The sequence below is a fragment of the Sphingobium soli genome (assembly GCF_020782245.1).
Taxonomy (GTDB): domain Bacteria; phylum Pseudomonadota; class Alphaproteobacteria; order Sphingomonadales; family Sphingomonadaceae; genus Sphingobium; species Sphingobium soli.
Genome location: NZ_JAJGNP010000004.1, coordinates 184,034 through 205,704, shown reverse-complemented (window position 1 = coordinate 205,704; position 21,671 = coordinate 184,034). Strand labels below are relative to the sequence as shown.

20 protein-coding genes are annotated in these 21,671 nt (G+C 64.8%); 9 read left to right on the top strand and 11 right to left on the bottom strand.

Annotation, left to right across the window (positions count from 1 at the left end; translation table 11 throughout):
* The first annotated feature begins 117 nt into the window (after window positions 1–117).
* From ileS to LL253_RS07480, 3 genes are read left to right on the top strand one after another with little or no spacing between them, the layout of a single operon-like run.
* Window positions 118–3,186 carry an isoleucine--tRNA ligase gene (gene ileS / locus LL253_RS07490; RefSeq protein ID WP_228226763.1) on the top strand — a complete coding sequence of 1,023 codons (3,069 nt, stop codon included), beginning with the start codon at window positions 118–120 and terminating at the stop codon, window positions 3,184–3,186.
* Window positions 3,183–3,695 carry a signal peptidase II gene (gene lspA, locus LL253_RS07485; protein ID WP_228226762.1) on the top strand — a complete coding sequence of 171 codons (513 nt, stop codon included), beginning with the start codon at window positions 3,183–3,185 and terminating at the stop codon, window positions 3,693–3,695. Before ileS ends, lspA begins: the two co-directional genes overlap by 4 nt.
* Window positions 3,692–4,105: a DUF3035 domain-containing protein gene (locus LL253_RS07480; protein ID WP_228226761.1), complete on the top strand. Its 414-nt coding sequence runs from the start codon at window positions 3,692–3,694 to the stop codon at window positions 4,103–4,105. Before lspA ends, LL253_RS07480 begins: the two co-directional genes overlap by 4 nt.
* Window positions 4,106–4,108: 3 nt before the next feature.
* On the opposite strand, the gene LL253_RS07475 is transcribed toward LL253_RS07480, so the two are convergent.
* The 6 genes from LL253_RS07475 to LL253_RS07450 form a co-directional block, all read right to left on the bottom strand.
* The gene (locus tag LL253_RS07475) at window positions 4,109–5,596 is read right to left on the bottom strand and encodes a DUF4403 family protein (protein WP_228226760.1); all 1,488 of its coding nucleotides are present in this window, start codon (window positions 5,594–5,596) and stop codon (window positions 4,109–4,111) included.
* A 96-nt stretch (window positions 5,597–5,692) separates the two neighbouring features.
* On the bottom strand, window positions 5,693–7,612 hold the full coding sequence (dxs, locus tag LL253_RS07470; protein WP_228226759.1) for a 1-deoxy-D-xylulose-5-phosphate synthase: 1,920 nt from the start codon (window positions 7,610–7,612) through the stop codon (window positions 5,693–5,695).
* Between the two features lie 60 nt (window positions 7,613–7,672).
* Window positions 7,673–8,137, bottom strand: a complete 465-nt coding sequence (locus LL253_RS07465) for a Fur family transcriptional regulator (RefSeq protein ID WP_009821563.1) — start codon at window positions 8,135–8,137, stop codon at window positions 7,673–7,675.
* 46 nt (window positions 8,138–8,183) lie between these two features.
* Window positions 8,184–8,510 carry a DUF423 domain-containing protein gene (locus LL253_RS07460; RefSeq protein ID WP_228226758.1) on the bottom strand — a complete coding sequence of 109 codons (327 nt, stop codon included), beginning with the start codon at window positions 8,508–8,510 and terminating at the stop codon, window positions 8,184–8,186.
* The gene (locus tag LL253_RS07455; protein WP_009821565.1) at window positions 8,507–10,297 is read right to left on the bottom strand and encodes a cation:proton antiporter domain-containing protein; all 1,791 of its coding nucleotides are present in this window, start codon (window positions 10,295–10,297) and stop codon (window positions 8,507–8,509) included. Before LL253_RS07455 ends, LL253_RS07460 begins: the two co-directional genes overlap by 4 nt.
* Window positions 10,297–10,719, bottom strand: coding sequence for an iron-sulfur cluster assembly scaffold protein (locus tag LL253_RS07450; RefSeq protein WP_037542672.1), 423 nt, complete (start codon window positions 10,717–10,719; stop codon window positions 10,297–10,299). Before LL253_RS07450 ends, LL253_RS07455 begins: the two co-directional genes overlap by 1 nt.
* 109 nt (window positions 10,720–10,828) lie before the next feature.
* On the opposite strand from LL253_RS07450, the gene LL253_RS07445 reads away from it, so the two are divergent.
* A complete protein-coding gene (locus tag LL253_RS07445; RefSeq protein ID WP_228226757.1) occupies window positions 10,829–11,284 on the top strand; it encodes a YaiI/YqxD family protein in 456 nt (151 codons plus the stop codon).
* Complete coding sequence (locus LL253_RS07440; protein WP_228226756.1) at window positions 11,284–12,471, top strand: BaiN/RdsA family NAD(P)/FAD-dependent oxidoreductase; 1,188 nt, start codon at window positions 11,284–11,286, stop codon at window positions 12,469–12,471. Before LL253_RS07445 ends, LL253_RS07440 begins: the two co-directional genes overlap by 1 nt.
* 20 nt (window positions 12,472–12,491) lie before the next feature.
* On the opposite strand, the gene LL253_RS07435 is transcribed toward LL253_RS07440, so the two are convergent.
* Complete coding sequence (locus tag LL253_RS07435; RefSeq protein ID WP_228226755.1) at window positions 12,492–14,189, bottom strand: GAF domain-containing hybrid sensor histidine kinase/response regulator; 1,698 nt, start codon at window positions 14,187–14,189, stop codon at window positions 12,492–12,494.
* A gap of 137 nt (window positions 14,190–14,326) precedes the next feature.
* Window positions 14,327–16,381: a transglycosylase domain-containing protein gene (locus tag LL253_RS07430; RefSeq protein WP_228226754.1), complete on the bottom strand. Its 2,055-nt coding sequence runs from the start codon at window positions 16,379–16,381 to the stop codon at window positions 14,327–14,329.
* 108 nt (window positions 16,382–16,489) lie between these two features.
* Between LL253_RS07430 and LL253_RS07425 the strand changes: the two genes are divergently transcribed.
* On the top strand, window positions 16,490–16,687 hold the full coding sequence (locus LL253_RS07425) for a hypothetical protein (RefSeq protein WP_228226845.1): 198 nt from the start codon (window positions 16,490–16,492) through the stop codon (window positions 16,685–16,687).
* A 26-nt stretch (window positions 16,688–16,713) separates the two neighbouring features.
* On the opposite strand, the gene LL253_RS07420 is transcribed toward LL253_RS07425, so the two are convergent.
* Complete coding sequence (locus tag LL253_RS07420; RefSeq protein ID WP_228226753.1) at window positions 16,714–18,024, bottom strand: MFS transporter; 1,311 nt, start codon at window positions 18,022–18,024, stop codon at window positions 16,714–16,716.
* A 155-nt stretch (window positions 18,025–18,179) separates the two neighbouring features.
* Here LL253_RS07420 and pgsA point away from each other — a divergent pair, with 155 nt between their 5' ends.
* The 3 genes from pgsA to LL253_RS07405 are packed head-to-tail and all read left to right on the top strand — an operon-like array spanning window position 18,180 to window position 19,449.
* Entirely contained in the window at window positions 18,180–18,743 is a 564-nt protein-coding gene (pgsA, locus tag LL253_RS07415; protein ID WP_228226844.1) for a CDP-diacylglycerol--glycerol-3-phosphate 3-phosphatidyltransferase, read from the top strand.
* Between the two features lie 5 nt (window positions 18,744–18,748).
* A complete protein-coding gene (gene moaD / locus LL253_RS07410; protein WP_037542678.1) occupies window positions 18,749–19,009 on the top strand; it encodes a molybdopterin converting factor subunit 1 in 261 nt (86 codons plus the stop codon).
* Window positions 19,006–19,449: a molybdenum cofactor biosynthesis protein MoaE gene (locus LL253_RS07405; RefSeq protein ID WP_228226752.1), complete on the top strand. Its 444-nt coding sequence runs from the start codon at window positions 19,006–19,008 to the stop codon at window positions 19,447–19,449. Before moaD ends, LL253_RS07405 begins: the two co-directional genes overlap by 4 nt.
* Window positions 19,450–19,877: 428 nt before the next feature.
* Here the strand turns inward: LL253_RS07405 and LL253_RS07400 are convergent, their stop codons facing one another.
* A complete protein-coding gene (locus tag LL253_RS07400) occupies window positions 19,878–20,807 on the bottom strand; it encodes a hydrogen peroxide-inducible genes activator (RefSeq protein WP_228226751.1) in 930 nt (309 codons plus the stop codon).
* A 39-nt stretch (window positions 20,808–20,846) separates the two neighbouring features.
* Window positions 20,847–21,620: a sulfite exporter TauE/SafE family protein gene (locus LL253_RS07395; protein ID WP_228226750.1), complete on the bottom strand. Its 774-nt coding sequence runs from the start codon at window positions 21,618–21,620 to the stop codon at window positions 20,847–20,849.
* Window positions 21,621–21,671: the final 51 nt, after the last annotated feature.

Below are 21,671 nucleotides of genomic sequence, written 5' to 3'. Positions count from 1 at the left end.
CGGCCCTGATCTGCTCAACCTCCGTTCGGTTCGAGTGTGTCGAGACCTATTCTCGACAGCCGCTTCTCGGCTTCGCTCGAAGCTGCTCGAACCGAACGGGCCAGAATAAGCGCGCCCATGACCGACCAGCCTGCCCAGAAAACCGACGATTATAAGTCCACCGTCTTCCTGCCCCAGACCGACTTTCCGATGAAGGCGGGCCTGGCGCAGAAGGAGCCGGCGATTGCCGCGCAGTGGGAGGCGATGGACCTTTATGGCAAGCTGCGCGAAAAGCGCGCGGGGCGCGAACGCTTCATCCTGCATGACGGCCCGCCCTACGCCAATGGCGACATCCATATGGGCCATGCGATGAACAAGGTGCTCAAGGACATCATCGTCCGCAGCCAGTCGCTGCTCGGCAAGGATGCGCCCTATGTCCCCGGCTGGGACTGCCACGGTCTTCCCATCGAATGGAAGATCGAGGAGGACTATCGCAAGAAGAAGCTGAACAAGGATGAGGTGCCGGCGGCGGAGTTCCGCGCCCAGTGCCGCGCCTATGCCGACAAATGGGTCGGCGTGCAGCGCGACCAGTTCAAGCGGCTGGGCATCATGGGCGATTGGGAAGACCCCTATCTTACCATGAAGTTCGACGCGGAGGCCACCATCGTGGGCGAGTTGCTCAAGTTCGCGGAGAGCGGCCAGCTCTATCGCGGCGCGAAGCCCGTCATGTGGTCCCCGGTCGAAAAGACCGCGCTGGCCGAGGCGGAGGTCGAATATGAGGACGTCGTCTCGACCCAGATCGACGTGGCGTTCGAGATCGTGGAAGCGCCGGGCGCGCCGGAACTGGTCGGCGCGCATGCGGTGATCTGGACGACCACGCCGTGGACGATCCCGGTGAACCAGGCTTTGGCCTATGGGCCGGAGGTTGATTATGCAGTCACCACCTGCACCGACCATGAAGGAAGGCAATTCGGTCGCTTCCTGATCGCCACTGAACTTGTCGCTGCATTCCAAGCGCGCGCTGATGCAGTTCTTCGTGGCTCGGAAAATCCGGAACTTGTGGGCGCGTGGAGCATCGACGCTTTTGTTAAAGGCTCCCAACTCGCCGGAGCGGTCGCCCGCCACCCGATCTACAACCTCCTTCGTCATCCCGGCGAAGGCCGGGATCCCGCTTCTTCTTCCGACGCCACCCAAGGCAGCGGGACCCCGGATCAAGTCCGGGGTGACGATTGGGAGCGCCAACTCGCTTTCTTCGCCAAACCGCGCCCCTTCCTCCCCGGCGATTTCGTCACGACCGATGCGGGCACTGGCCTCGTCCACATGGCGCCGGACCATGGCGAGGACGACTTTGCGCTGTGCAAGGCGCACGGGATCAACCCCGTCTTCGCGGTCGAGGGCGACGGGAAATATCGCGCCGACTGGGCATGGCTCGGCGGGCAGGGGAGCGTCATCAACCCCAAGTTCGTGAGCAAGGACGGGCCGATCTGCACCGACCTGCGCGAAGCCGGGGGGCTGCTCGCCGCGTCGGACGATTTCCGGCACAGCTACCCGCATAGCTGGCGGTCGAAGGCGAAGATCATCTATCGCTGCACCCCACAATGGTTCATTCCGATGGACCAGCCGCAGGGTAAGCGCGGCGTTCTCGACAAGCTCGAACCGAACGGCGGTGGGAGCGAGGTCCACAATACTCCGTTTGGTTCGAGCAGCTTCGAGCGAAGCCGAGAAGCGTCCGTCGAGAACTCGTCGAACGGCGCAACCCTCCGCGAAATCGCGCTCGACGCGATCGCGCATACCCGCTGGGTGCCGGAGCGGTCGACCAACCGCATCCGCTCCATGGTGGAAGGACGTCCAGACTGGGTGATTTCGCGTCAGCGCGCATGGGGCGTGCCGATTGCGCTCTATGTCCATCGCAAGAGTGGCGACTATCTTGTTGATCCGGGCGTGAATTCCAGGATTGTCGAGGCATTTCGCGTGGGTGGGGCGGACGCGTGGTTCGGCGCGGATCATCAGGCGCTGCTCGGCCCGGATTATGATTTAAGCGACTATGAAGTCGTTAACGACATTCTCGACGTCTGGTTCGACAGCGGATCGACGCATAGCTTCGTGGTCGAGGGCCGCTATGGCGAGGGCGCGCGCGCGGACCTCTATATCGAGGGGTCGGACCAGCATCGCGGCTGGTTCCAGTCCTCGCTGCTCGAAAGCTGCGGCACGCGCGGCCAGGCGCCCTACAAGGCGGTGCTGACCCACGGCTTCGCGCTAGACGGCACGGGCAAGAAAATGTCCAAGAGCCTTGGCAATGTCGTAGATCCGCTCAAGATCATGAGCGAGAGCGGCGCGGACATTTTGCGCGTTTGGGTCGCGAGCACCGACTATTTCGATGACGTGCGCATCGGCAAGGAAGTGCTGGCTGGCGCGTCGGACGCCTATCGCAAATTGCGCAATACGTTCCGCTACATGCTGGGCGCTCTGTCCGATTATGATGAAGAGACGGAAGCGGTCAGCTATGCCGAAATGCCGGAGCTGGAGCGGTATATGCTCCATCGGCTGGCGGCGTTGGATGCAGAACTGCGCGCGGTAGTGGACAAGAGCAAGGGCAGCGAGAACTGGCTGGAATTCAGCCGCTACAGCCGGGCGATCTTCGATTTCGCCAATAGCGACCTTTCTGCCTTCTTCTTCGATATCCGCAAGGATTGCCTCTATTGCGATGCGAAGTCGGACCCCAAGCGCCGCGCCTATCGCACCCTGCTCGACACGCTGTTCCACGCGCTGGTCCGCTATGTCGCGCCGATCATCCCCTTCACGGCCGAGGAAGTATGGCAGAGCCGCTTCCCAAGTGCCGACGACAGCGTCCATTTCCTGGAATGGCCCGAGGTCGATGCGCGCTGGATCGACGGCGATCTGGCGGATAAATGGGCTGAGCTTCGCGACCAGCGCGAGCAGGTGAACGAGGCGATCGAGCCGCTGCGACGGGACAAGATCGTTCGGTCCAGCCTGGACGCCGACGTGAGCATGGGCGAATTGCTGCCGGTGGGCGATGTCGATTTCGCTGAAGTGGCGATCGTCGCGCGCGTGACCATGGGCGAGGGCGACGGCATCATCGTGCGGCCGAGCGAATGGCATAAATGCGGGCGATGCTGGCGCAAGTTGCCCGAAGTAACGCAGGACGGAGCGCTGTGCGACCGTTGCGCGACGGTGTTGGGCGCATGAGCGGCGTCAATCACCGCCCGCTGGGCCTGACAGTGGCGATCGTGACGCTCGCGCTCGACCAGCTGATCAAATATACCGTGACCTATCCGCTGGCGCTGCAAAGCCGGGCGGACGAGGGGATCGACCTGCTGCCGATATTCCGCCTGCGCTGGCTGGAGAATAGGGGCGTGTCGATGGGCTTTTTCCACGCGGATACCGACGCGATGCGCTGGGCGCTGGTGGGCATGACCTTCCTGATCGCCACCTTCGTCGCGGTGTGGATGTGGCGGGAAAAGGCGCGGCAGGACGTCGCGGCGCTGGGCCTGGTGCTGGGCGGGGCGATCGGCAATATCGTCGATCGCGTGCGGCTGGGCTATGTCGTCGATTATGCCGATCTGCATTTCGGCGAATGGCGGCCGTTCCTGATTTTCAATCTGGCGGATGCCGCCATCACCATTGGCGTGCTGATCCTGCTTGCGCGGGCGCTGCTGCTGCGCGACAAGGGCGCAAAGACGGAGACTTTGAAGTGAAGCGTAAACTGATCCTCGCTGCCGGCCTGATTGCAACCCTGTCGGCTTGCGGCGGCGGCCGTGGCCTAGCGGGGCGCGACCGTCCCGATGAATTCGCCGTATCGCGTCAGGCGCCGCTGGTCGTGCCGCCCGATTTCGCGCTGGTCCCGCCCGCGCCCGGCACGCCGGCTGCTGCGTCAGTGGATGCCAGCCAGGAAGCGATGCAGGCGATGTTTGGTGGTCCCGCCCAGCGCAGCGCCGCGGAGAGCGGTACGCTGACCCAAGCCGGGCGTGCCGATGCCGCCACCGGTATCCGCTCGCAGGTGGGCGACCCCGATACGCAGGTCGTGAACAAGGGCAATACCACCCGCGACATCATTGCCGCGCCCGAAGGCGATGGGCAGGACGCGCGCGCCGCGGTTCCGCAATAATCGTCAGCGCGGCTGGTAGCGAATTTGTGCCTTGCCGGTCGCGCGGACCGGCAGGTGCAGTCCCTGGCCATAGGCGTGAATCTGGCCGATCTCATAGCGGTCGGCCCTTGCGCGGATAACGAAATCGCCGGCGCGCTTGTCGGCGATGGCGCGGGCAATCTTGCCCTTGAGCTCCGCGATATCCTTGGCGAAATTCTGACTCAACGCTGCGGCGATCAGGTTGGAGAAGCCCGGCGCCTGCGCGATGGCGAGCGCGGTATCGCCGCCCGCCCCATCGGTGTCGCCGGTGATGACCGGATCGACGAAATCCACCTTCGGGGAATTGGGTGCGTTGACGGGCCGCGCCGCCAGCCAGATGCGCCCATGGGTGTCCTTTCCCTCCACACGGGCGGCGATATCCACGCCCACGGCGATGCGGCCGCCGGTTGCGCCATAGCAGGTCACATTGGAAAAGCGTGCGCGCACCGTACCGAGCGCAGGCAGGGTGAAGGGACGTGCCGCGCGCTTGTCGAGCGCGCGCTGGATCACGGGTTCCAGCGTGCGATAGTCTGACGTGACGGGCAGGAAAAAGCGCAGGCCGTCGTTGATGTCCGTTCGATCGAGCGGGGGAAGCGGCGTCGGCCGCGGCGGATCTGGACGGGCAACGCCCACCAGGGTCTGCGTCACCGCCTCCAGCCCCAGGTCGAGCCGCAGCGTGCGCCCGTCCATGCGATAGCCATTATAGAAGATGCGGGTGGGGGCAACGCGCATCCACACCGCTGGGTTGTGCCGGTTGAGCTCTAGCGTCGAAAAGGCGTCCCGCCATAGGGTTTCCGCCCTGGCGCGCAGGTCTTGTTGCGCCAGTTCGCGCGGCAGGTCGCGTTCGAGGCGCGCGACGATCGGGCGCAGCCTTTCGTCCGCCTCATCAGTGAAGCGGATGCGCTGGCCCAGAAAGTCGATGCCCGGCGGCGTTGTCCAGTCATAATGCAGGTCGATCTTGCCAGTGGGCGTCCAGTCCCGCCCGATGTCGAGCCGGATTCGCGCCTGCACCCGCGCCGTGCCGGTGGCGGTTTCCCCTTTCAGCACACCCGCCACGTCGCGGGCGCTGATGCGGGCATGGACGGGCAGGTCGGCGATGATCGTGCGCCCTTCGCCGTGCAAGGTCACCGGGCCGCGCGTAACCTCCCCGATGATGGTGCAGCCGATGGGCGGCGTGACGTTCAGTTCTTCGCCAAAGACGCGCAGTTTTTGCGGAGGTATGCAGCGAGGCTCCGGGCGGTTGATCGTCCATAAGGTGCGCGGCACGGCCTTTTCAATCGCCGCGCGCAGGGCGTCGGCGTCGGCGTCGATCGGCACGGCGATGACGGATGTTTCGCGGGGAACGGGAACGGGATCAGACGCGCGTTGCGGGGCGAGATCAGTCGGCTTTTGCTGGCAGGCGGCGAGCAGCAGCAGGGCAAGCGGCGTTCCACGACGAAAGGACGGCCAAACCGCCCGCAGACCGCTGTGCAACTGCCCCTTCTCCTATTCTCTGGTCCGCGGCGGCGCAGGGCCGCCGCGGTGAAACGAAGACAGTCAACGGGCGAAATGGTTCCGCGCCAGCGTCATTCAGGCGCGCGCACCGGCCCCCACGCTATTGTGACGCAGCGCGGTCAGCACCGTGTCGATGATGCCGTCGGCGTCCAGACGGGCCATTGCATATTGTTTTTCCGGCTTGTCCTGGTCCTGAAACAGGTCGGGCAGGCGCAGCGTGCGCAGTTTCAGACCATTGTCGATGAGGCCAAGGTCGCTCGCCAGCGTCAGGACATGCGCGCCAAGGCCGCCGACCGCGCCTTCCTCTATGGTGACGGCGACGTCATGGGTGGTCAGCAGCTTGCGGATCAGCGCTTCGTCCAAAGGCTTGGCGAAGCGCAGGTCGGCGACCGTGGTGGAGAGGCCCTTGGCCTCGAGCGCGTCCGCAGCCTTCATTGCTTCCTCCAGTCGGGTGCCGAGCGAGAGGATCGCGACCTGACGCCCTTCGCGCACGATGCGGCCCTTGCCGATTTCCAGCGCCTGCGGCTGTTCTGGCAATGGGATACCGGTGCCGTTGCCACGAGGATAGCGCACGGCGATGGGGCCGCTGTCATGCATGGCGCAGGTGTGGACCATATGGACCAGCTCCGCCTCATCGGCCGCGGCCATCACCACCATGTTGGGCAGGGTGGCGAGGTAGGTGACGTCGAAACTGCCCGCATGGGTCGATCCATCCGCGCCAACGAGGCCCGCGCGGTCGATGGCGAAGCGGACGGGCAGGTTCTGGATCGCCACGTCATGCACGACCTGATCATAAGCGCGTTGCAGGAAGGTCGAATAGATAGCGCAGAAGGGGCGCATGCCCTGCGCCGCCAAGCCTGCCGCAAAGGTGACGGCATGTTGTTCGGCGATGCCGACGTCAAAGATACGATCGGGGAAGGCGGCCTGGAACTTGTCCAGTCCCGTGCCCGACGGCATGGCCGCGGTGATGGCGCAGACAGCGGGATCGCGCTGCGCCTCGGCGATCAGCGCCTTCGCAAAGACATTGGTGTAGCTGGGCGGTCCGGGCGGCGCCTTGTCCTGCGTGCCGGTAATGACGTCGAATTTCTGGACGCCATGATATTTGTCCGCCGCAGCCTCTGCCGGGGCATAGCCCTTGCCCTTTTGCGTGACGACATGGACCAGGCATGGCCCTTGGGCCGCGTCGCGCACATTTTCCAGCACCGGGATCAGCTGGTCGAGATTATGGCCGTCGATCGGGCCGACATAGTAGAAGCCCAGTTCCTCAAACAATGTGCCGCCCATCGCCATGCCGCGCGCAAATTCATCGGTCTTGCGCGCCGCATTGTGGAGCGGACGAGGCAGCTTGCGCGCCAGTTTCCTGGCGAGATCGCGCAGGCCCAGAAATTCGCGGCTCGACACCAGGCGCGCGAGATAGGCGGACAGGCCACCGACGGGCGGGGCGATCGACATGTCATTGTCGTTGAGGATGACGACCAGACGGTTGCCCGCGTCGCGGGCGTTGTTCATCGCCTCATAGGCCATGCCCGCCGACATGGCGCCATCGCCGATCACCGCGATCGCCTTGCCCGGCTTGTCCTGCATCTTGTTTGCGATGGCAAAGCCCAGCGCCGCGCTGATGGAGGTGGAGCTATGCGCCGCGCCGAAGGGATCATAGTCGCTTTCGGCGCGCCTGGTGAAGCCGGACAGGCCGCCGCCCTGGCGCAGGGTGCGGATGCGGTCGCGCCGGCCGGTCAGGATCTTGTGCGGGTAGCATTGATGGCCAACATCCCAGATGAGTTTGTCATCGGGCGTATCGAACACATAATGGATCGCCGCGGTCAGCTCCACCACGCCCAGGCCCGACCCCAGATGGCCACCGGTGACGCCCACGGCAGCGATGGTTTCGGCGCGCAGTTCGTCGGCCAACTGGCGCAGCTGTTCGGGCTGCAGCTTGCGCAGGTCGGCCGGCCAGACGACCTGGTCGAGCAGCGGGGTTTCGGGGCGATCAGTCATGATGAGGCATAGTCTCCGCTGCGCGTCCGGCCTTGCGCGGGCCGGGCGTCCTTGTCGTCATCAGGCCGCGCACTTGGCGCACAGGCCCAGTATCTCGATGACGGGGCGTTCGGGGTGGAAGCCGTCCTGTTGCGCAATGGCGCGCACCTGGCCTGTCACTGTGTCGTCATCGACATGGGTCGCCTGCTTGCAATTGCGGCAGACCATGAAGATGCAGTCATGGTGACAGCCCGGATGGGCGTTGGCGATATAGGCATTGGCACTTTCGACACGCATCGCGACATTATTGGTCACGAACAGGTCGAGGATGCGATAGACGCTGTTGGGCGCGACGCGCTTGCCGCGCGCTTTCGACACGGTGTCGGCGATGTCATAGGCCGACGCGGGACGATCTTCGGACGCCAGCGCATCGAATATGGCGGCGCGCATCGGCGTCCATTGCTCGTTCTTCGCCTCCAGCGTCGCGCGGGCGGCATCGGCCAGCTTCGCGCCGGTCGGTTCGTGATGATGGTGGTGGTTGGCCATAAGGTCCAATCTATGCGCAGGCGGCGGTTCGGGCAAGGGCGACGCGTCAGCGCTGCCCGAAGGTCCAGGCGGCCCACAGCCAGGCTGCGATCATCAGCGCGCCGCCGATCGGCGTCACCGCGCCCAGCCAGCGTGGACCGCCTAGCGCCATGATGTAGAGCGAGACGGCGAAAATCGTCGCGCCCGCAAGCATTAGCGCGGCCGCGCCACGCGCTGTGCCCACGACCGCGAGCGCGGCGACCGCGTGGACAAGCTGATACAGGCCGCCCGTGCGCAGCCATTCGGTGGCTTTGGGATCGGCGAGGCCATGCGCGCCAAATGCGCCTGCGCCGATGGCAAGTGCCGCAGAGAGGCAGGCCAGTATCGCGATCATGCGCCGTCTCCATCCCCGCGGCTGAGCAGCCGCATGCCATTGCCAGGGCGGTACATCAGGTCCTTGGCCGCGAGCAGCGTGCCATGCTCGATCTGGAGCGCCATGCGCTGGTCGTCATTTTCGCGATATTGGCGCTCCACCTCCTCCACCTCCTTGGGCGGGACGCCCAGCGTCTCCATCGCTTGCACGCCCATGCAGATGGCCGATTCATAGACTTCGCGCACGACGCCGGCGAGGTCGATATCCTTGAGCGCCAGCACCTGCCGCCGGTCGAAGGCGCGCACCATGATCGCGGCCTGCGGGAAGGCCTCCGCGATGGGCTGGAGCGCGCGCGAATCAAGGCTGGGATCGTCGATGCAGAAGGCGATCAGCCGCGCTTCATCCGCGCCCGAACGGCGCAGCAGATCGATGCGCGTGCCATCGCCATAATAGACCTTCATGTCGAAGCGGCTCGACACTTCGATCTGGGCGGGCTTCTTGTCGATCAGCACGACGCCAAAGCCGTGGCCCATCAGCATTTGCGCGACGGTCTGGCCAAAGCGGCCATAGCCCACGATGATCGCCGATCCGCGCGGCGCATCCTCCGGCCCCGGCAGGTCATAGCGTTCCTTGTCCCTGGCAAATTCGAAGCGGCGGGCAAACAGCATCAGGAACGGCGTGGTCGCCATGGAAAAAGTGACGATGGCGCTGAACAGGCTGGCGGCCTGGGGCGCGATCAGCAGTGCATTTTGCGCTTGGGTGAAGAGGACGAAGCCGAATTCGCCGCCTTGGCTCAGCAACAGGCCCGCGCCCAGCGCCTGTTGCCAGTTCATGCCAAACAGGCGGCCAAGGCCGGTGATGATCGCTGCCTTCGTCGCGACCAGGATCGCGGCCATGGACAGAACGAAAAGCGGATTGGCGATGACGGCGCCAAGGTCCAGAACCATTCCGACCGCGAGGAAGAAGAGACCAAGGAGGATCGAGCGGAAGGGTTCGACGTCGGCTTCTATCTCATGGCGATAGGGCGAATCGGCCAGCATGACGCCGGCGACGAAGGCGCCGAGCGCGGTGGAAAGATGCAGCGCGTGCATCAGCGCGGCGGCGGCCAGCACGGTGAAGAGGCCAACCGCGACGAACAGTTCGCGCTCGCCCATGCGCCCGACCAGCGAGAGGAGCGGACGCAAGATGAAGCGGCCGGCCAGGACCAGCCCGGCGATCGCCGCCACGGTGTAGCCTGCCATCACCCAGCCGGGCGGACCACCGGCATCGGCCGGGTTGCGCGACAGCGCCGCGATGATGGTGATGAGCGGGACGATCGAAAGATCCTGGAACAGCAGGATCGAAAAGACCTTTTCCCCGAAGGGCGAGTTGATCCGGCCGCTGGATTTCAGGCCCGGCAGCACCTGCGCGGTGGAGGATAGGGCGAGCGGCAATCCGAGCGCTATGGCCGCGCCCCAGCTGAAGCCGGTCGAGTAGAAGATGATCGCTGTCAGCACGCAGCCGCAGGTCACGACCTGCGCAAGGCCGAGCGCGAAAATATCACGCTTCAGTCGCCAGAGCCGCGCGGGGTGGAGTTCCAGCCCGACGAGGAACAGCAGCAGCACGATGCCGATTTCCGCGATGGCGAGTTTCGATTCGCCGCCGCCGACAAGGCCAAGCCCCTGCGGCCCCACGAGCGCGCCCGCGACGAGATAGCCGAGCACCGCGCCAAGGCCAAAGCGGCGGAACAGCATGACGAAGGCGACGGCCGCGCCGAGCAGGATGACGCCTTCGCTCAGCAGCATGTCGGTGGCGCTGGTCGTTTCCATCAAGCGTCCGCCATCCGCGCGGCTTCCGCAATGGCTTCAAAGCCCAGGCGAATGGAGGCGTGGCGCGCGGGATAGCCGCGCGCCGGCGCCAGCACCGCCAGGCCGGGCCAGAAATCCAGATCCTCGCTTTCGCCCGCCAGATAGGCGGTCAGGCGATCGCGCGCGTCCGTTAGTTCATCTGCGGTGAGGCCGATCGCCTGCGCGGCCATCAGCGCGGCCGACGCCTGCCCCAAGGCGCAGGCCTTTACGTCAAGGCCGAGTTGCGCGAGCCGGCCATCGGTCATGCGCACGTCCGCCGTCACCCGCGATCCGCAGGTCGCCGAGCGCTTCTCCACACTGGCCTGCGGGTCGGCAAGGCGCTGATGATGCGGGATGCTGGCGGCGAGCCGCAATATGTCTGTATTGTAGAGGGGGGCGCTCATACCGCCGATGTAGGACAGGAATGCGATTTGCGGAAGGCAGGGAAGGATGCTGGGATGAAATAAGCCGCCGCCATTGTTTCGCCGGGCCGCGCGGCCTATCGCGGGCGGCATGAATATCCTGGTCGATGCCGATGCCTGCCCCGTCAAGGACGAGATCTACAAGGTCGCCTGGCGGCATGCGGTGCCTGTCACCATCGTCAGCAACAGCATCATCCGCGTGCCGGCGCATCCGCTGGTGGAGCGGGTGGTGGTGAGCGACGGTTTCGATGCGGCCGACGACTGGATCGCGGAGCGGGCGGGCGCGGGGAGCATCTGCATCACCGCCGACATCCTGTTGGCGGACCGGTGCCTGAAGGCGGGGGCGCAGGTGATCGCGCCCAATGGCAAACCCTTCACCACCAGTTCGATCGGCGCGGCGGTCGCGACGCGGGCGATCATGGCGGATTTGCGCGCGGGGGCGGTCGGCGATGCGATCGGCGGGCCGCCGCCCTTTTCCAAGGCGGACCGGTCGCGGTTCCTGTCGGCGCTCGATGAAGCGCTGGTGCGCCTGAAGCGGGGCCGCTGATGGAAAGCGGGGACCAGCAGCAATGGGACGCCATCATTCTGGGCGCGGGCGCGGCGGGGATGATGTGTGCGGCGGTTGCGGGGCAGCGGGGACGGCGCGTGCTGCTGGTCGATCATGCCGATGCACCGGGCAAGAAAATTCTGATTTCGGGCGGCGGTCGGTGCAATTTCACCAATATCCATACCGCCCCCGACCGCTATCTGTCGGCCAATCCGCATTTCGCCAAGTCCGCGCTGGGACGTTACAGCGCGCAGGATTTTCTGGCGCTGGTCGAGCTTTATGGCATTGCCTGGCATGAGAAAACGCTGGGGCAATTATTCTGCGACGGTTCGGCGCGGCAGATCGTGGAGATGTTGCAGGCCGAATGCGATGCGGGTGGCGTCACCATGATTCTGGGCGCGGCCGTGACGAACATCGACCATGGCGACGGCCAGTATCGCGTTCGCGTGGGCGAGCGGGAGCATCGCGCGCCCGCGCTGGTCCTGGCGACGGGTGGGCCGTCCATCCCCAAGATGGGCGCGAGCGGCTTTGCCTATGACGTGGCCCGACACTTTGGCCTGTCGGTGGTGCAACCGCGCCCGGCGCTGGTGCCGTTTACGCTGGGACCGGACGATGCGCTGTTCCAGGCGCTGTCGGGCGTGTCGGCGGATGTGGGCGTGCGATGGGGCAAGATTCGCTTTCGCGAGGCCGCGCTGTTCACGCATCGCGGCCTGTCGGGGCCGGCGATGTTGCAGATCAGTTCCTATTGGCAGCATCGCACGCCGATCCAGGTCGATTTTCTGCCGGATCGCGGTGCGGACTGGCTGTTGGAGGAAAAGCGGGCGCGACCGCGCACGCAGGTGCGCAAGCTGCTGGGGCAGGCGTTGCCCGAACGGTTGGCCGACGCTCTGCTGGAGCGGGCCGGGGTGCAGGGGGAGCTGGGCGCGCTGAGCGACAAGGCGTTGCGGCAATTGGCCGCGCGACTGGCGGACTGGCCCTTCACGCCGTCGGGGACGGAGGGCTATGCCAAGGCCGAAGTCACGGTAGGGGGCATTGCTACCGCCGGCCTGTCTTCCCGCACGATGGAAGCAACGCGGGTGCCCGGCCTTTATGCCATCGGTGAGGCGGTGGACGTGACCGGATGGCTGGGCGGCTATAATTTCCAATGGGCCTGGGCGAGCGGCTGGGCGGCGGGGCAGGCGCTCTGAGCCTATGGCGGCGGGTGATGTCAGGCGCGCTGGGCGCGCGCGGCTGAGATGCTGGCTTGCAGGTGCGACGGGCGGAAGGGCTTGGACAGGCGCACGATGTCGGGCGCGATCAGGTCTATCCCCTGATAGCCCGAAATGATGAGCAAGGCGATGTCCGGATGATCGCAGCGCAGCCGGATCGCCAGTTCGGCGCCGGTCATGCCTGGCATCACATGGTCGGTGACGACGATGTCGGGGCGATAGCCCGCGTCGATCATGCTGAGCGCCAGTTCGGCATGATCGACGTCGACGACATCATAGCCCATCTCGGCCAGCATATCGCGCGTGCTGGCGCGAACCAGGGCATTGTCGTCGACGAGGAGCAGCTTCCCGGTCTGGCGGCGTTCGCCCGGTTGCGGCTGGTCGGGATCGCCGGTTTGTGCAATATTCTGTTCCACCGGTAGCCATAGCAGGATGGCGGCGCCCACGCCTTCTTCACTGTCGATCTGGAGCGTGCCGCCAAGCTGGCCAGCCAGGCCGTGCGCCATCGACAGGCCCAGGCCATGACCCCCCGTCTTGGTCGTGAAAAATGGCTCTATGGCAGCCTTGCGTACATCTGGCGTCATGCCGGTGCCAGTGTCCCGGATGGTGATGCGGACATAGTCGCCCGGCGCGAGGCCTTGGGGTGGCGAAAGCCGCTCGGCTTCGATGGTAAGCGTGCCGCCATCCGGCATCGCATCGCGGCTGTTGATCGCCAGGTTCAGGATCGCCAGCTCGAGCTGGTTGGCATCGGCACGAACCGGGGGAAGGTCGGCAGGCAGGTCAGTCGACAGCGTGATGCGCGGGCCGAGCGTGCTGGCAAGCAGCGCCTCCATCCCCGCAAGGAGATCGGGCAAGTGGACCGCGGTGGGCGAAAGGGGCTGGCGACGGGCGAAGGTCAGCAGCCGCTGCACCAGGATCTGCGCCGACTCGGCCGCCTGCAGCGCCATGCCGGCATGACGGTCAATCGATTCGGGGGTGCGCCGTGGCGACAGGATGAGGTCCAGGCCGGCGATGATCGGGGTCAGCAGATTATTGAAGTCATGGGCGACATGGCCGGTCAGTTGTCCCATCACCTCCATCTTCTGAAGCTGGCGCAGCATGTCCTGCGACTGCTCCAGTTCCTGCGTTCGTTCCTGCACCCTCTGGTCAAGCTGGTCATTGAGCGATTCGAGCGCAGCGAACAGCCGCCCATTTTCCAGCGCAGTGGCGGCAGCGCGGGCCAGCGCTTCCAGCAGGGCGATTTCATTGTCGGTCGGCTCGCCCTGTTCGGACCAATAGGCGCCGACCGCCGCCGTCGCTTCGCTGCGGCCGATCGGCACCATCACCATGGATCGCACGAAAGTCTGCTCATAAGCGGTGACGGGCACCCGCGGATCATTGAATATGTCGGGGATGATGGCGGTTTCGCCATGGCGCATGGCCCAACCCGACACGCAATTGCCGGCGGGGAAACGCTGCCCTGACCAGAGCGGCGCCATCGAATCCTCGGCGACATAATGGCACAGGCCGCCTTCGCGCAGGATGACCGCGATGCCGTCCGCGCCGACGGCGCGCCGGGCAAAGGCGCGCAGGACATTGACGATTGCGTCTAGCGATCGCGCGCCGGCCAGCGCCTCCATGGCTTCTGCGGCGATCGTCCATCGCGCAGCCAGCGCCTTCTGCTCCGAACTGCGCACGCTCATCAGTTCCCTGGTCATGGGCTGCCCTCTTTCAAAGAGTGGGCAGCCCTTATATCATTGAAATTGCTTGAATGTGAAATCGGATAGGCGGCGTCGGACAGGCGCGTCACCTCTCAATCACCGGTTAACCACGCAAAACAGTGCGAAAGCTGGAATCATGGACCTTCGTCCTCGCCGGAAGGCTGGGTGCGCGCGATCGGCGGCGGAGGCGCATTGACCGGCGGACCAGGGAGGGGCTGGTCGGACGGGATGCGCAACTGATTCGGGCCGAGATTGACGGTCATGCCATCTTCATCCACGCCCAGCCCGACATTGCCGATGCCGGTTTCCACCGTGATGTTGGCGATGGCATTGACCAGATCGGCGTCCTGCGTCTCCTCCGGCGCGTCCTCGACCGGTTCGTTGATCGCGCCGCTCATGAAATTGCGCCAGATGCGCGCGGGCACGCCGCCGCCCGCCGCGCCGCCGGGAAGCGGGCTATTGTCGTCATTGCCGATCCATACCGCTGTCACCAGCCCGCCGGCATAGCCGACGAAAATGGCGTCACGGCTGTCCTGCGTCGTTCCGGTCTTGCCAAAGGTGCTGGTGCGCAGCGCAGCGGCGCTGCCTGTGCCGCGATTGGCTGCGGAGGAGAGGAGATCGCGGATCATGGCGAGCTGATTTTCGCTGAACCGCCGCTGACGCTGCATCAGCCGCGCGAACCAGCCTTCGTTCTCGGGCGGGAGGCCGTGGGCCACGACCGGATAGCTGCCGGCCGCGACCGCTGCATAGGCTTCGGCCAGTTCGATGAGAGGAATTTCCGATGTGCCAAGCGCAAGGCTCAGATCCTCGGTCAAGGGCGCGGTGACGCCCAGGTCGCGCGCGACTTTGATGACATTGTCGATACCCACCTGCTGCGTCAGGCGCACCGCCGCGACATTGCTGGAGGCGGCGAACGCCTGGCGCAGAGTAATGCGGCCGCGATATTTGCCGCCATGATTGGCGGGCCGATAGCTGCCGGAGGTGAAGGGCGTGTCGTCCACCATGTCGTCGGGCGTCATGCCGGCGCGAAAGGCGGCGAGGTAGACGAACAGCTTGAAGGTTGATCCGGGCTGGCGTTTTGCCTGCACCGCGCGGTTGAAGCTGCTCTTCGCATAATTTTTGCCACCCACCATGGCGACGACGCTGCCGTCCGGCTTCATCGCCACCAGCGCGGCTTGCGCCTTCCCGAGTGGCGCACGCCGCACGGCGGCTTCGGCAAGGCGCTGGATGCGCCAGTCGAGCGTGGTTTCGATTTGCTGTTCGCCATAGACCGCGCCCGCGCGATCGCGGGCGATGGGCAGCACCCAATCGGCGAAATAGGTGCCGCTGGTGGCGTCCGGATCGTCATGCACGTCGAGCCGCGCCGGGCGCAGCCGGTTGCGTTCTTCCTGGGTCAGATAGCCCGCATCGACCATCGCCTGCGTCACCAGCGCGGCGCGCGCGCGCGCGCCGGACAAATTCCCGGTGGGTGCAAGGCGGGACGGCGCCTTGAGCAGGCCGGCCAGCATCGCCGCCTGCGGCACGGTGAGGCGCGCGGGCACGCGATTAAAATAATGGCGAGCGGCCGCGCGCAGGCCATAGACATTGTCACCGAAATAGACGTTGGAGAGATAGCGCTCCATGATCTGATCCTTGGTCAGCCAGACCTCCAGCCAGAGCGCGATCAGCGCCTCGCGCGCCTTGCGGCCAAGCGTCCGGTCGCTTGAAAGGAACACGCCCTTGGCCAGTTGCTGGGTGATGGTGCTGCCCCCCTGCGACGCACCATCGGACCAGAGGTTATGCCACATCGCCCGCGCAACGCCGCGCGGATCGATGCCCCAATGGGTGGGGAAGCGCCGGTCCTCGATCGCCATGAACGCTTGCGGCACATGAGGCGGCAATTCGGTCATCGTCACCGGCGTATCGATGATGGCCCCACGCCGTGCGATCAGATGACCGTCCGCCGACATCAAACTGATGCTGGGCGGGACGATGGGCTTGAGCGAGCGGGACAGCGGTGCGGTGATCGCCAGCCAGGCGACCAGGATCATTAGCAGCGCGAGAAGGACCGCCAGCATCCAGCCGAAAATCTGCACCCTGCGCCGCCAGGGTGAGGGCGGCGCGAAGGCGCTCGGCGGACCAGCGCCAAAGGCGCGTGGCGGCAGCGGAGCCGGCTCGACGGGGCGAGTGTCGTTCATCGGTTCGCTCATGCTGTGTTATTCATGCCATACAGTCAAGCCTGTCCCGTGACGGGACATTGGCAAATTGCGGTCACGAAGGCATGGCACAAATGGTAAATTATTCGTTAACGACGCATGATGCGAAACCGTCCTCTCGTCCTCACGACCGAATCGGCCCGCCACCCTTTCCGGCAGAGCCTGCCCGCCCATGTGCTGCGCGTGCGCTACGACGGTGCGCCGCCGACCCGCAAGCTGGCGGATGACGACAAGGACTGGAAATTGTTTGCGTTGAGCTTCTGCGCCTTTTTCACCGCCTTCTACAGCTTCATCTTCTGAAGCCTGGCGCGGCTGTTCTGGCCGTATCAGTGACAAATCGGGCCGTCGCATGCCTTGTGCAGTTTCCAAGCCATCGCCGCGCAGGGCAGCGACAGGATGGCGACCAGCAGCAATTGCATCACCACCGACACGCCCGCGATGCTGAGGCCGATGGCGCAGAGCGACCCGATCACCATGGCGCCGCTGTTGACGATATTATTGGCGGCAACGGTCCGCGCCGCCTCGCATTTTTCGACCGTGGTGGTGAGGAACGCGTAGAGGGGCACCACGAACATGCCGCCAAAGGTCGCCACGCCCAGCAGGCAGAGCGAGAGCGGCAGCGCCAGCGGGTGCGCCATAAATTCCGACAGCGACAGCATCTGTCCATTCGGCGCGGGCGCCCACAAGTCGCACACAATATGGAAGGCGACGATGCACAGCCCCATGCCGATCACCGACGCGGGCGCATATTTGGCGGATACATGACCCTGCAACAGTCGGTTGATCGCAACCGATCCGATGGCGATGCCGATGGAAAAAATGGCGAGGAACAGGCTGGCGACCGGCTTGTCGGCGGTCAGCACATTTTTCACCAGCGGGGGAAACTGGATGAACAGGATCGATCCGACCGCCCAGAACAGGCTGATCGCCATGATGGCCAGGAACAGGCGGCGGATATGCATGGTGCCGCGCACCAGCGCGATGGACGAGCGGATGATGTGAAAGTCGATCGGCTGTGCGTCCAGCATGGATGGCGCGGGCGGCACCTGACGCCCCGCGATATAGCCGATCACCGCGGTCGCAATGATGCAGATGGCGGCGACTTCGACCGGGATAAGGCCCGCCAGGATGGTGCCCGCCAGGATCGCGATATAGGTGCCGGCCTCCACCAGCCCGGTGCCCCCCAGCACTTCGTCCTCATGCAGATGCTGTGGCAAAATCGCATATTTGATCGGGCCGAAGAAGGTGGAGTGGATGCCCATGGCGAACAGCGCCGCCAGCAAGAGCGGGATCGCCAGCGTATGGACGGTGATGCCGCTCCAGATCAGCGCCAGCCCGACCGCGCCCACCGTCATGATCGCGATTTCGGCCCCCTTCACCCAGCGGATGATGACCGCCTTGTCGCGCTGGTCGGCCAATTGTCCGGATAGCGCGGACAACAGGAAGAAGGGCAGGATGAACAGGCCCGTCGCCAGCGCGCTGAACCAGGTTTCGGACTTTTCGTCGTTATACACCTGGTACACGACGAACAGCACCATCGCGTTCTTGAACAGATTGTCGTTGAACGCGCCAAGCAATTGAGTGACGAAAAGCGGCAGGAAACGGCGCTTGTTCAGGAGCCTGAGCGAGGCTTGCATGTATGGGGGATCTTCTTTCCCGTTAGCGACCGGGGCGGGGTCTAGCGGTTGGCGGCGTCCATGTCCAATGCTTGCGGCGCGTCGTCGGGGCGCGCCATTTTCGCCTGGCTTCGCTGCTGCTTGTGCGCAGCGCCGGACTGTGGCAGTCCGCGCCCATGCTGACGCTGCCCAACCTGCTGACGCTTTCGCGCATCCTGACCGTTCCGTTGCTCGTCGCGCTGCTGTGGCCGGCGGAACTGGGTGCGCGCTGGACGACCGGCTATACGCTCGCCTTCGCGCTATACTGCCTCATGGGCATTACCGATTATTTCGACGGCTATCTGGCGCGCGCGCAGGGCACGGTGTCGAAACTGGGCGTGTTTCTGGACCCGATCGCGGACAAGATCATGGTCGGCGCGGTGATTTTGATGCTGGCGGCGACGCGCGACATTGCTGGCCTGCACATCGTCGCCGCGATGATCATATTGCTGCGCGAAATCGCCGTGTCGGGCCTGCGCGAATTTCTCGCCGGATTGCAAGTGTCGGTGCCGGTGTCCAGGCTCGCCAAGTGGAAGACGACCTTCCAGCTGATTGCGCTCGGCGCGCTGATCCTGGCGGGGGCGGTGCCGCAATTTCCCTTCGTGCAGATGGTCGGGATCGCGACCCTGTGGGCCGCCGCGATCCTGACGCTGATCACCGGCTGGGATTATCTGCGCGTCGGCATCAGCCATATGGATTGATGGCCATGGCGACGCTCACCATCGTCTATTTCGCCTGGGTGCGCGAAGCCATTGGCCGCGACGAGGAGCAGGTGGAGCGGGCGCAGGCCGGCGCCACCGTCGCGGATTTGGTCGCGATGCTGGCGGCGCGCGGCGGCGGCTATGCGCAGGCGCTGGGCGATCCCGCCCGGCTGCGCGCGGCGATCGACCAGCGGTTTGCGCCGCTCGAAACCCCGATCGGCGACGCACGGGAGATTGCGCTGTTTCCGCCGGTGACGGGCGGATGAACCGGGTCGTGATCCAGGTGCAGGATTTCGACGTCGCGGGTGAACTGGCCGCGCTGGAGGCGCTGGGCGGCGGCGGGGTCGCCAGTTTCACCGGCGTGGTGCGCGGGGGCGATGGCCTGCTGGCGCTGGAACTGGAACATTATCCGGCCATGACGCAGGCGCAGGTGGCGCGAATCGCCGAGGATGCGATGGCGCGCTGGCCGCTGCTTGGGGTCAGCGTCATCCATCGGGTCGGCCGGCTGGAGCCGGGCGCGCGGATCGTCTTCGTCGGCACTGCCTCCCGCCACCGCACCGCTGCGCTAGAAAGCTGCGCCTTCCTCATCGACTGGCTGAAATCCCACGCGCCCTTCTGGAAGAAGGAGCATTTTGAAGGCGGCGCGACGGAATGGGTGGAAGCACGCGCGGAAGATGAGGCGAAGGCGAAGGAATGGGGCGGCTGAGGGCCGAATACGACCACTTGCGGCCATTCAAGACCGAAGTAGATTAAACCCTATGCTATTTCGCTCTGTCAAACGCCTTTTAAGCCGATGGAGCAATCAACAGGAAGCTGCGCTTTGGCAAATGACGAACCGCAAGACGATGGGGAAGCGTCTCGCGGGATATGGCAAGTCAGAACGAGTGGAAGCTAAATTCTTCTTACTGGCGCTATCACCGACGATACCATTGATGTTGTCAGATATGCTAGGCTAGGAAAGAGGCTTTCTCTGGAAGGCCTGGATGTGTTTGTGCATAGCTTGGGCGTTAGGCATTATGTTTATCATGTTCGCCAGCCTGTGGCGTTCCTTCGGGCGATCGATGCGGGATTGGCGAAACGGCAGGTAGCCACCCGTCTTTTCCCCGATCTCACCTTCAAACCGTGCGCGGCGCCTCACGCAGCCTCGGGCAAGCGGCAGCTCTTCGCGGCGGCGTCGCGTAATATGTCCGCGAGCATGTGGAATTCCTTTTCACGCGGGCTGTTGCGCCGCCATACCAGCGCGATGTCGCGAGCGGAGCGGTCCGATTTGAGTGGGCGGGCGGTGATCCGCGTGTGATCCAATATGCCGCTGGCGATCGCCATTTCCGGGATCATGGTGACGCCTAGGCCATTATCGACCATCTGAATGAGCGTATGCAGCGACGTGCCCATCATCGTCGCGCTGGCGCGCAGGTCGGGGCGGTTGCAGGCGGCGAGCGCATGGTCCTTGAGGCAATGGCCGTCCTCCAGCAGCAGCAGCTTGCTCTCGTCGATCATGCCGGGCTTGATCCATTCGGGTGGATTGGTCGGATCATCCTGCGGGAAGGCGACATAGAGCCGGTCCTCGAACAGGATTTCGCTGTCCAGTTCGCCGGTGGGGAAGGGCAAGGCCAGCAGCACGCAGTCGACATTGCCGTGGCGCAGCGATTCGATCGCGGCCTGGCTGGTTTCTTCGCGCAGATAGAGTTTGAGTTCGGGCCGGTCGGCGCGCAGCCGAGGCAAAAGGCGTGGCAGCAGGAAGGGCGCGATGGTCGGGATGACGCTCATGCGCAATTCGCCGGTCAGCGGCTTGCCCGACGCTTCAGCGATGGCGGCCAGTTCCTCCGCCTCCCGCAGCACGCGATGCGCCTTTTCCACGATACGGTCGCCCAGCGCCGTGAAGCGGACGACGCGGCGCGTCCGCTCGACCAGGGTGACGCCGATCAGCGATTCCAGTTCGCGGATGCCGGCCGACAGGGTGGATTGCGTCACGAAACAGGCTTCGGCTGCTTTGCCGAAATGCCCCTGTTCCTTCAGCGCCACCAGATATTGCAGCTGTTTGAGCGTCGGCAGGTAACTGGACATTTATCGGCTTCCTCGATCAGAAGGCCGAATATAAGCGGCCTACCCGATAAATCCAAGCCATTTGCCGATGCCGAAGGCCGATGTGATGGTCAGGATCACGCCCACGGCCGAGAACAGGAAGCGCGGGGCGATCCGCCGCGCCAACATCGCGCCGAATGGCGCGGCGACAACGCCGCCGATCAGCAGGCCCAAGGTGTAGGTGGTGAATGTCTCCCAACCCAGATGGAACAGGAAGGTGAGGCTGATCGACAGGGTCAAAATGAATTCGACGCTGTTGACCGTGCCGATGGTGTGGCGCGGGCTGGACCCTTGCAGCAGCAGGTTTGACGTCACAATCGGCCCCCAGCCGCCACCGCCGGTCGCATCCATGAAGCCGCCGGCCAGCCCCAGCGGCGTCACCCATTTGGGATCGCGCGGCTTAGGCGGCAGATGGAAGCCGCGCCAGATAAGATAGAGGCCGATCGCCGCCAGATAGATCTGGACGAACGGCTTGATGACCGATCCGTCGATGTTCGAGAGCAGATAGGCGCCCGCCACACCGCCGACGACACCGGGGATGATCAGCCGCGCGAACAGCCGCCAGTCGACATTGCCGTGCAGGATATGGCTGATCGCAGATACGCCGGTGGTGAAGGTTTCGGCGGCATGGACACTTGCCGACGCGCGACTGGGCGGCACGCCCATGGCCAGCAACAAGGTGCTGGAAATGACCCCATAGGCCATGCCCAGGGCTCCGTCGATCATCTGGGCGCCGAAACCGATGAGGATGAAAGGCAAGATTTCGCCAGAATTGGCCAGCAACGCGTCAATCATCCGTCGTCCTTGGGTTTGATTGTCTACTACATTGATAGGCATATCTCCCAA

What these genes read in the sequence shown, in the direction of transcription:
- ileS (WP_228226763.1), top strand. Translation starts at nt 118, where the DNA reads ATGACCGACCAGCCTGCCCAGAAAACCGACGATTATAAGTCCACCGTC.
- lspA (WP_228226762.1), top strand. Translation starts at nt 3,183, where the DNA reads ATGAGCGGCGTCAATCACCGCCCGCTGGGCCTGACAGTGGCGATCGTG.
- dxs (WP_228226759.1), bottom strand. Translation starts at nt 7,612, where the DNA reads ATGACTGATCGCCCCGAAACCCCGCTGCTCGACCAGGTCGTCTGGCCG.
- LL253_RS07465 (WP_009821563.1), bottom strand. Translation starts at nt 8,137, where the DNA reads ATGGCCAACCACCACCATCATCACGAACCGACCGGCGCGAAGCTGGCC.
- LL253_RS07460 (WP_228226758.1), bottom strand. Translation starts at nt 8,510, where the DNA reads ATGATCGCGATACTGGCCTGCCTCTCTGCGGCACTTGCCATCGGCGCA.
- LL253_RS07455 (WP_009821565.1), bottom strand. Translation starts at nt 10,297, where the DNA reads ATGGAAACGACCAGCGCCACCGACATGCTGCTGAGCGAAGGCGTCATC.
- LL253_RS07450 (WP_037542672.1), bottom strand. Translation starts at nt 10,719, where the DNA reads ATGAGCGCCCCCCTCTACAATACAGACATATTGCGGCTCGCCGCCAGC.
- LL253_RS07445 (WP_228226757.1), top strand. Translation starts at nt 10,829, where the DNA reads ATGAATATCCTGGTCGATGCCGATGCCTGCCCCGTCAAGGACGAGATC.
- LL253_RS07440 (WP_228226756.1), top strand. Translation starts at nt 11,284, where the DNA reads ATGGAAAGCGGGGACCAGCAGCAATGGGACGCCATCATTCTGGGCGCG.
- LL253_RS07435 (WP_228226755.1), bottom strand. Translation starts at nt 14,189, where the DNA reads ATGACCAGGGAACTGATGAGCGTGCGCAGTTCGGAGCAGAAGGCGCTG.
- LL253_RS07430 (WP_228226754.1), bottom strand. Translation starts at nt 16,381, where the DNA reads ATGAGCGAACCGATGAACGACACTCGCCCCGTCGAGCCGGCTCCGCTG.
- LL253_RS07425 (WP_228226845.1), top strand. Translation starts at nt 16,490, where the DNA reads ATGCGAAACCGTCCTCTCGTCCTCACGACCGAATCGGCCCGCCACCCT.
- LL253_RS07420 (WP_228226753.1), bottom strand. Translation starts at nt 18,024, where the DNA reads ATGCAAGCCTCGCTCAGGCTCCTGAACAAGCGCCGTTTCCTGCCGCTT.
- pgsA (WP_228226844.1), top strand. Translation starts at nt 18,180, where the DNA reads ATGCTGACGCTGCCCAACCTGCTGACGCTTTCGCGCATCCTGACCGTT.
- moaD (WP_037542678.1), top strand. Translation starts at nt 18,749, where the DNA reads ATGGCGACGCTCACCATCGTCTATTTCGCCTGGGTGCGCGAAGCCATT.
- LL253_RS07405 (WP_228226752.1), top strand. Translation starts at nt 19,006, where the DNA reads ATGAACCGGGTCGTGATCCAGGTGCAGGATTTCGACGTCGCGGGTGAA.
- LL253_RS07400 (WP_228226751.1), bottom strand. Translation starts at nt 20,807, where the DNA reads ATGTCCAGTTACCTGCCGACGCTCAAACAGCTGCAATATCTGGTGGCG.
- LL253_RS07395 (WP_228226750.1), bottom strand. Translation starts at nt 21,620, where the DNA reads ATGATTGACGCGTTGCTGGCCAATTCTGGCGAAATCTTGCCTTTCATC.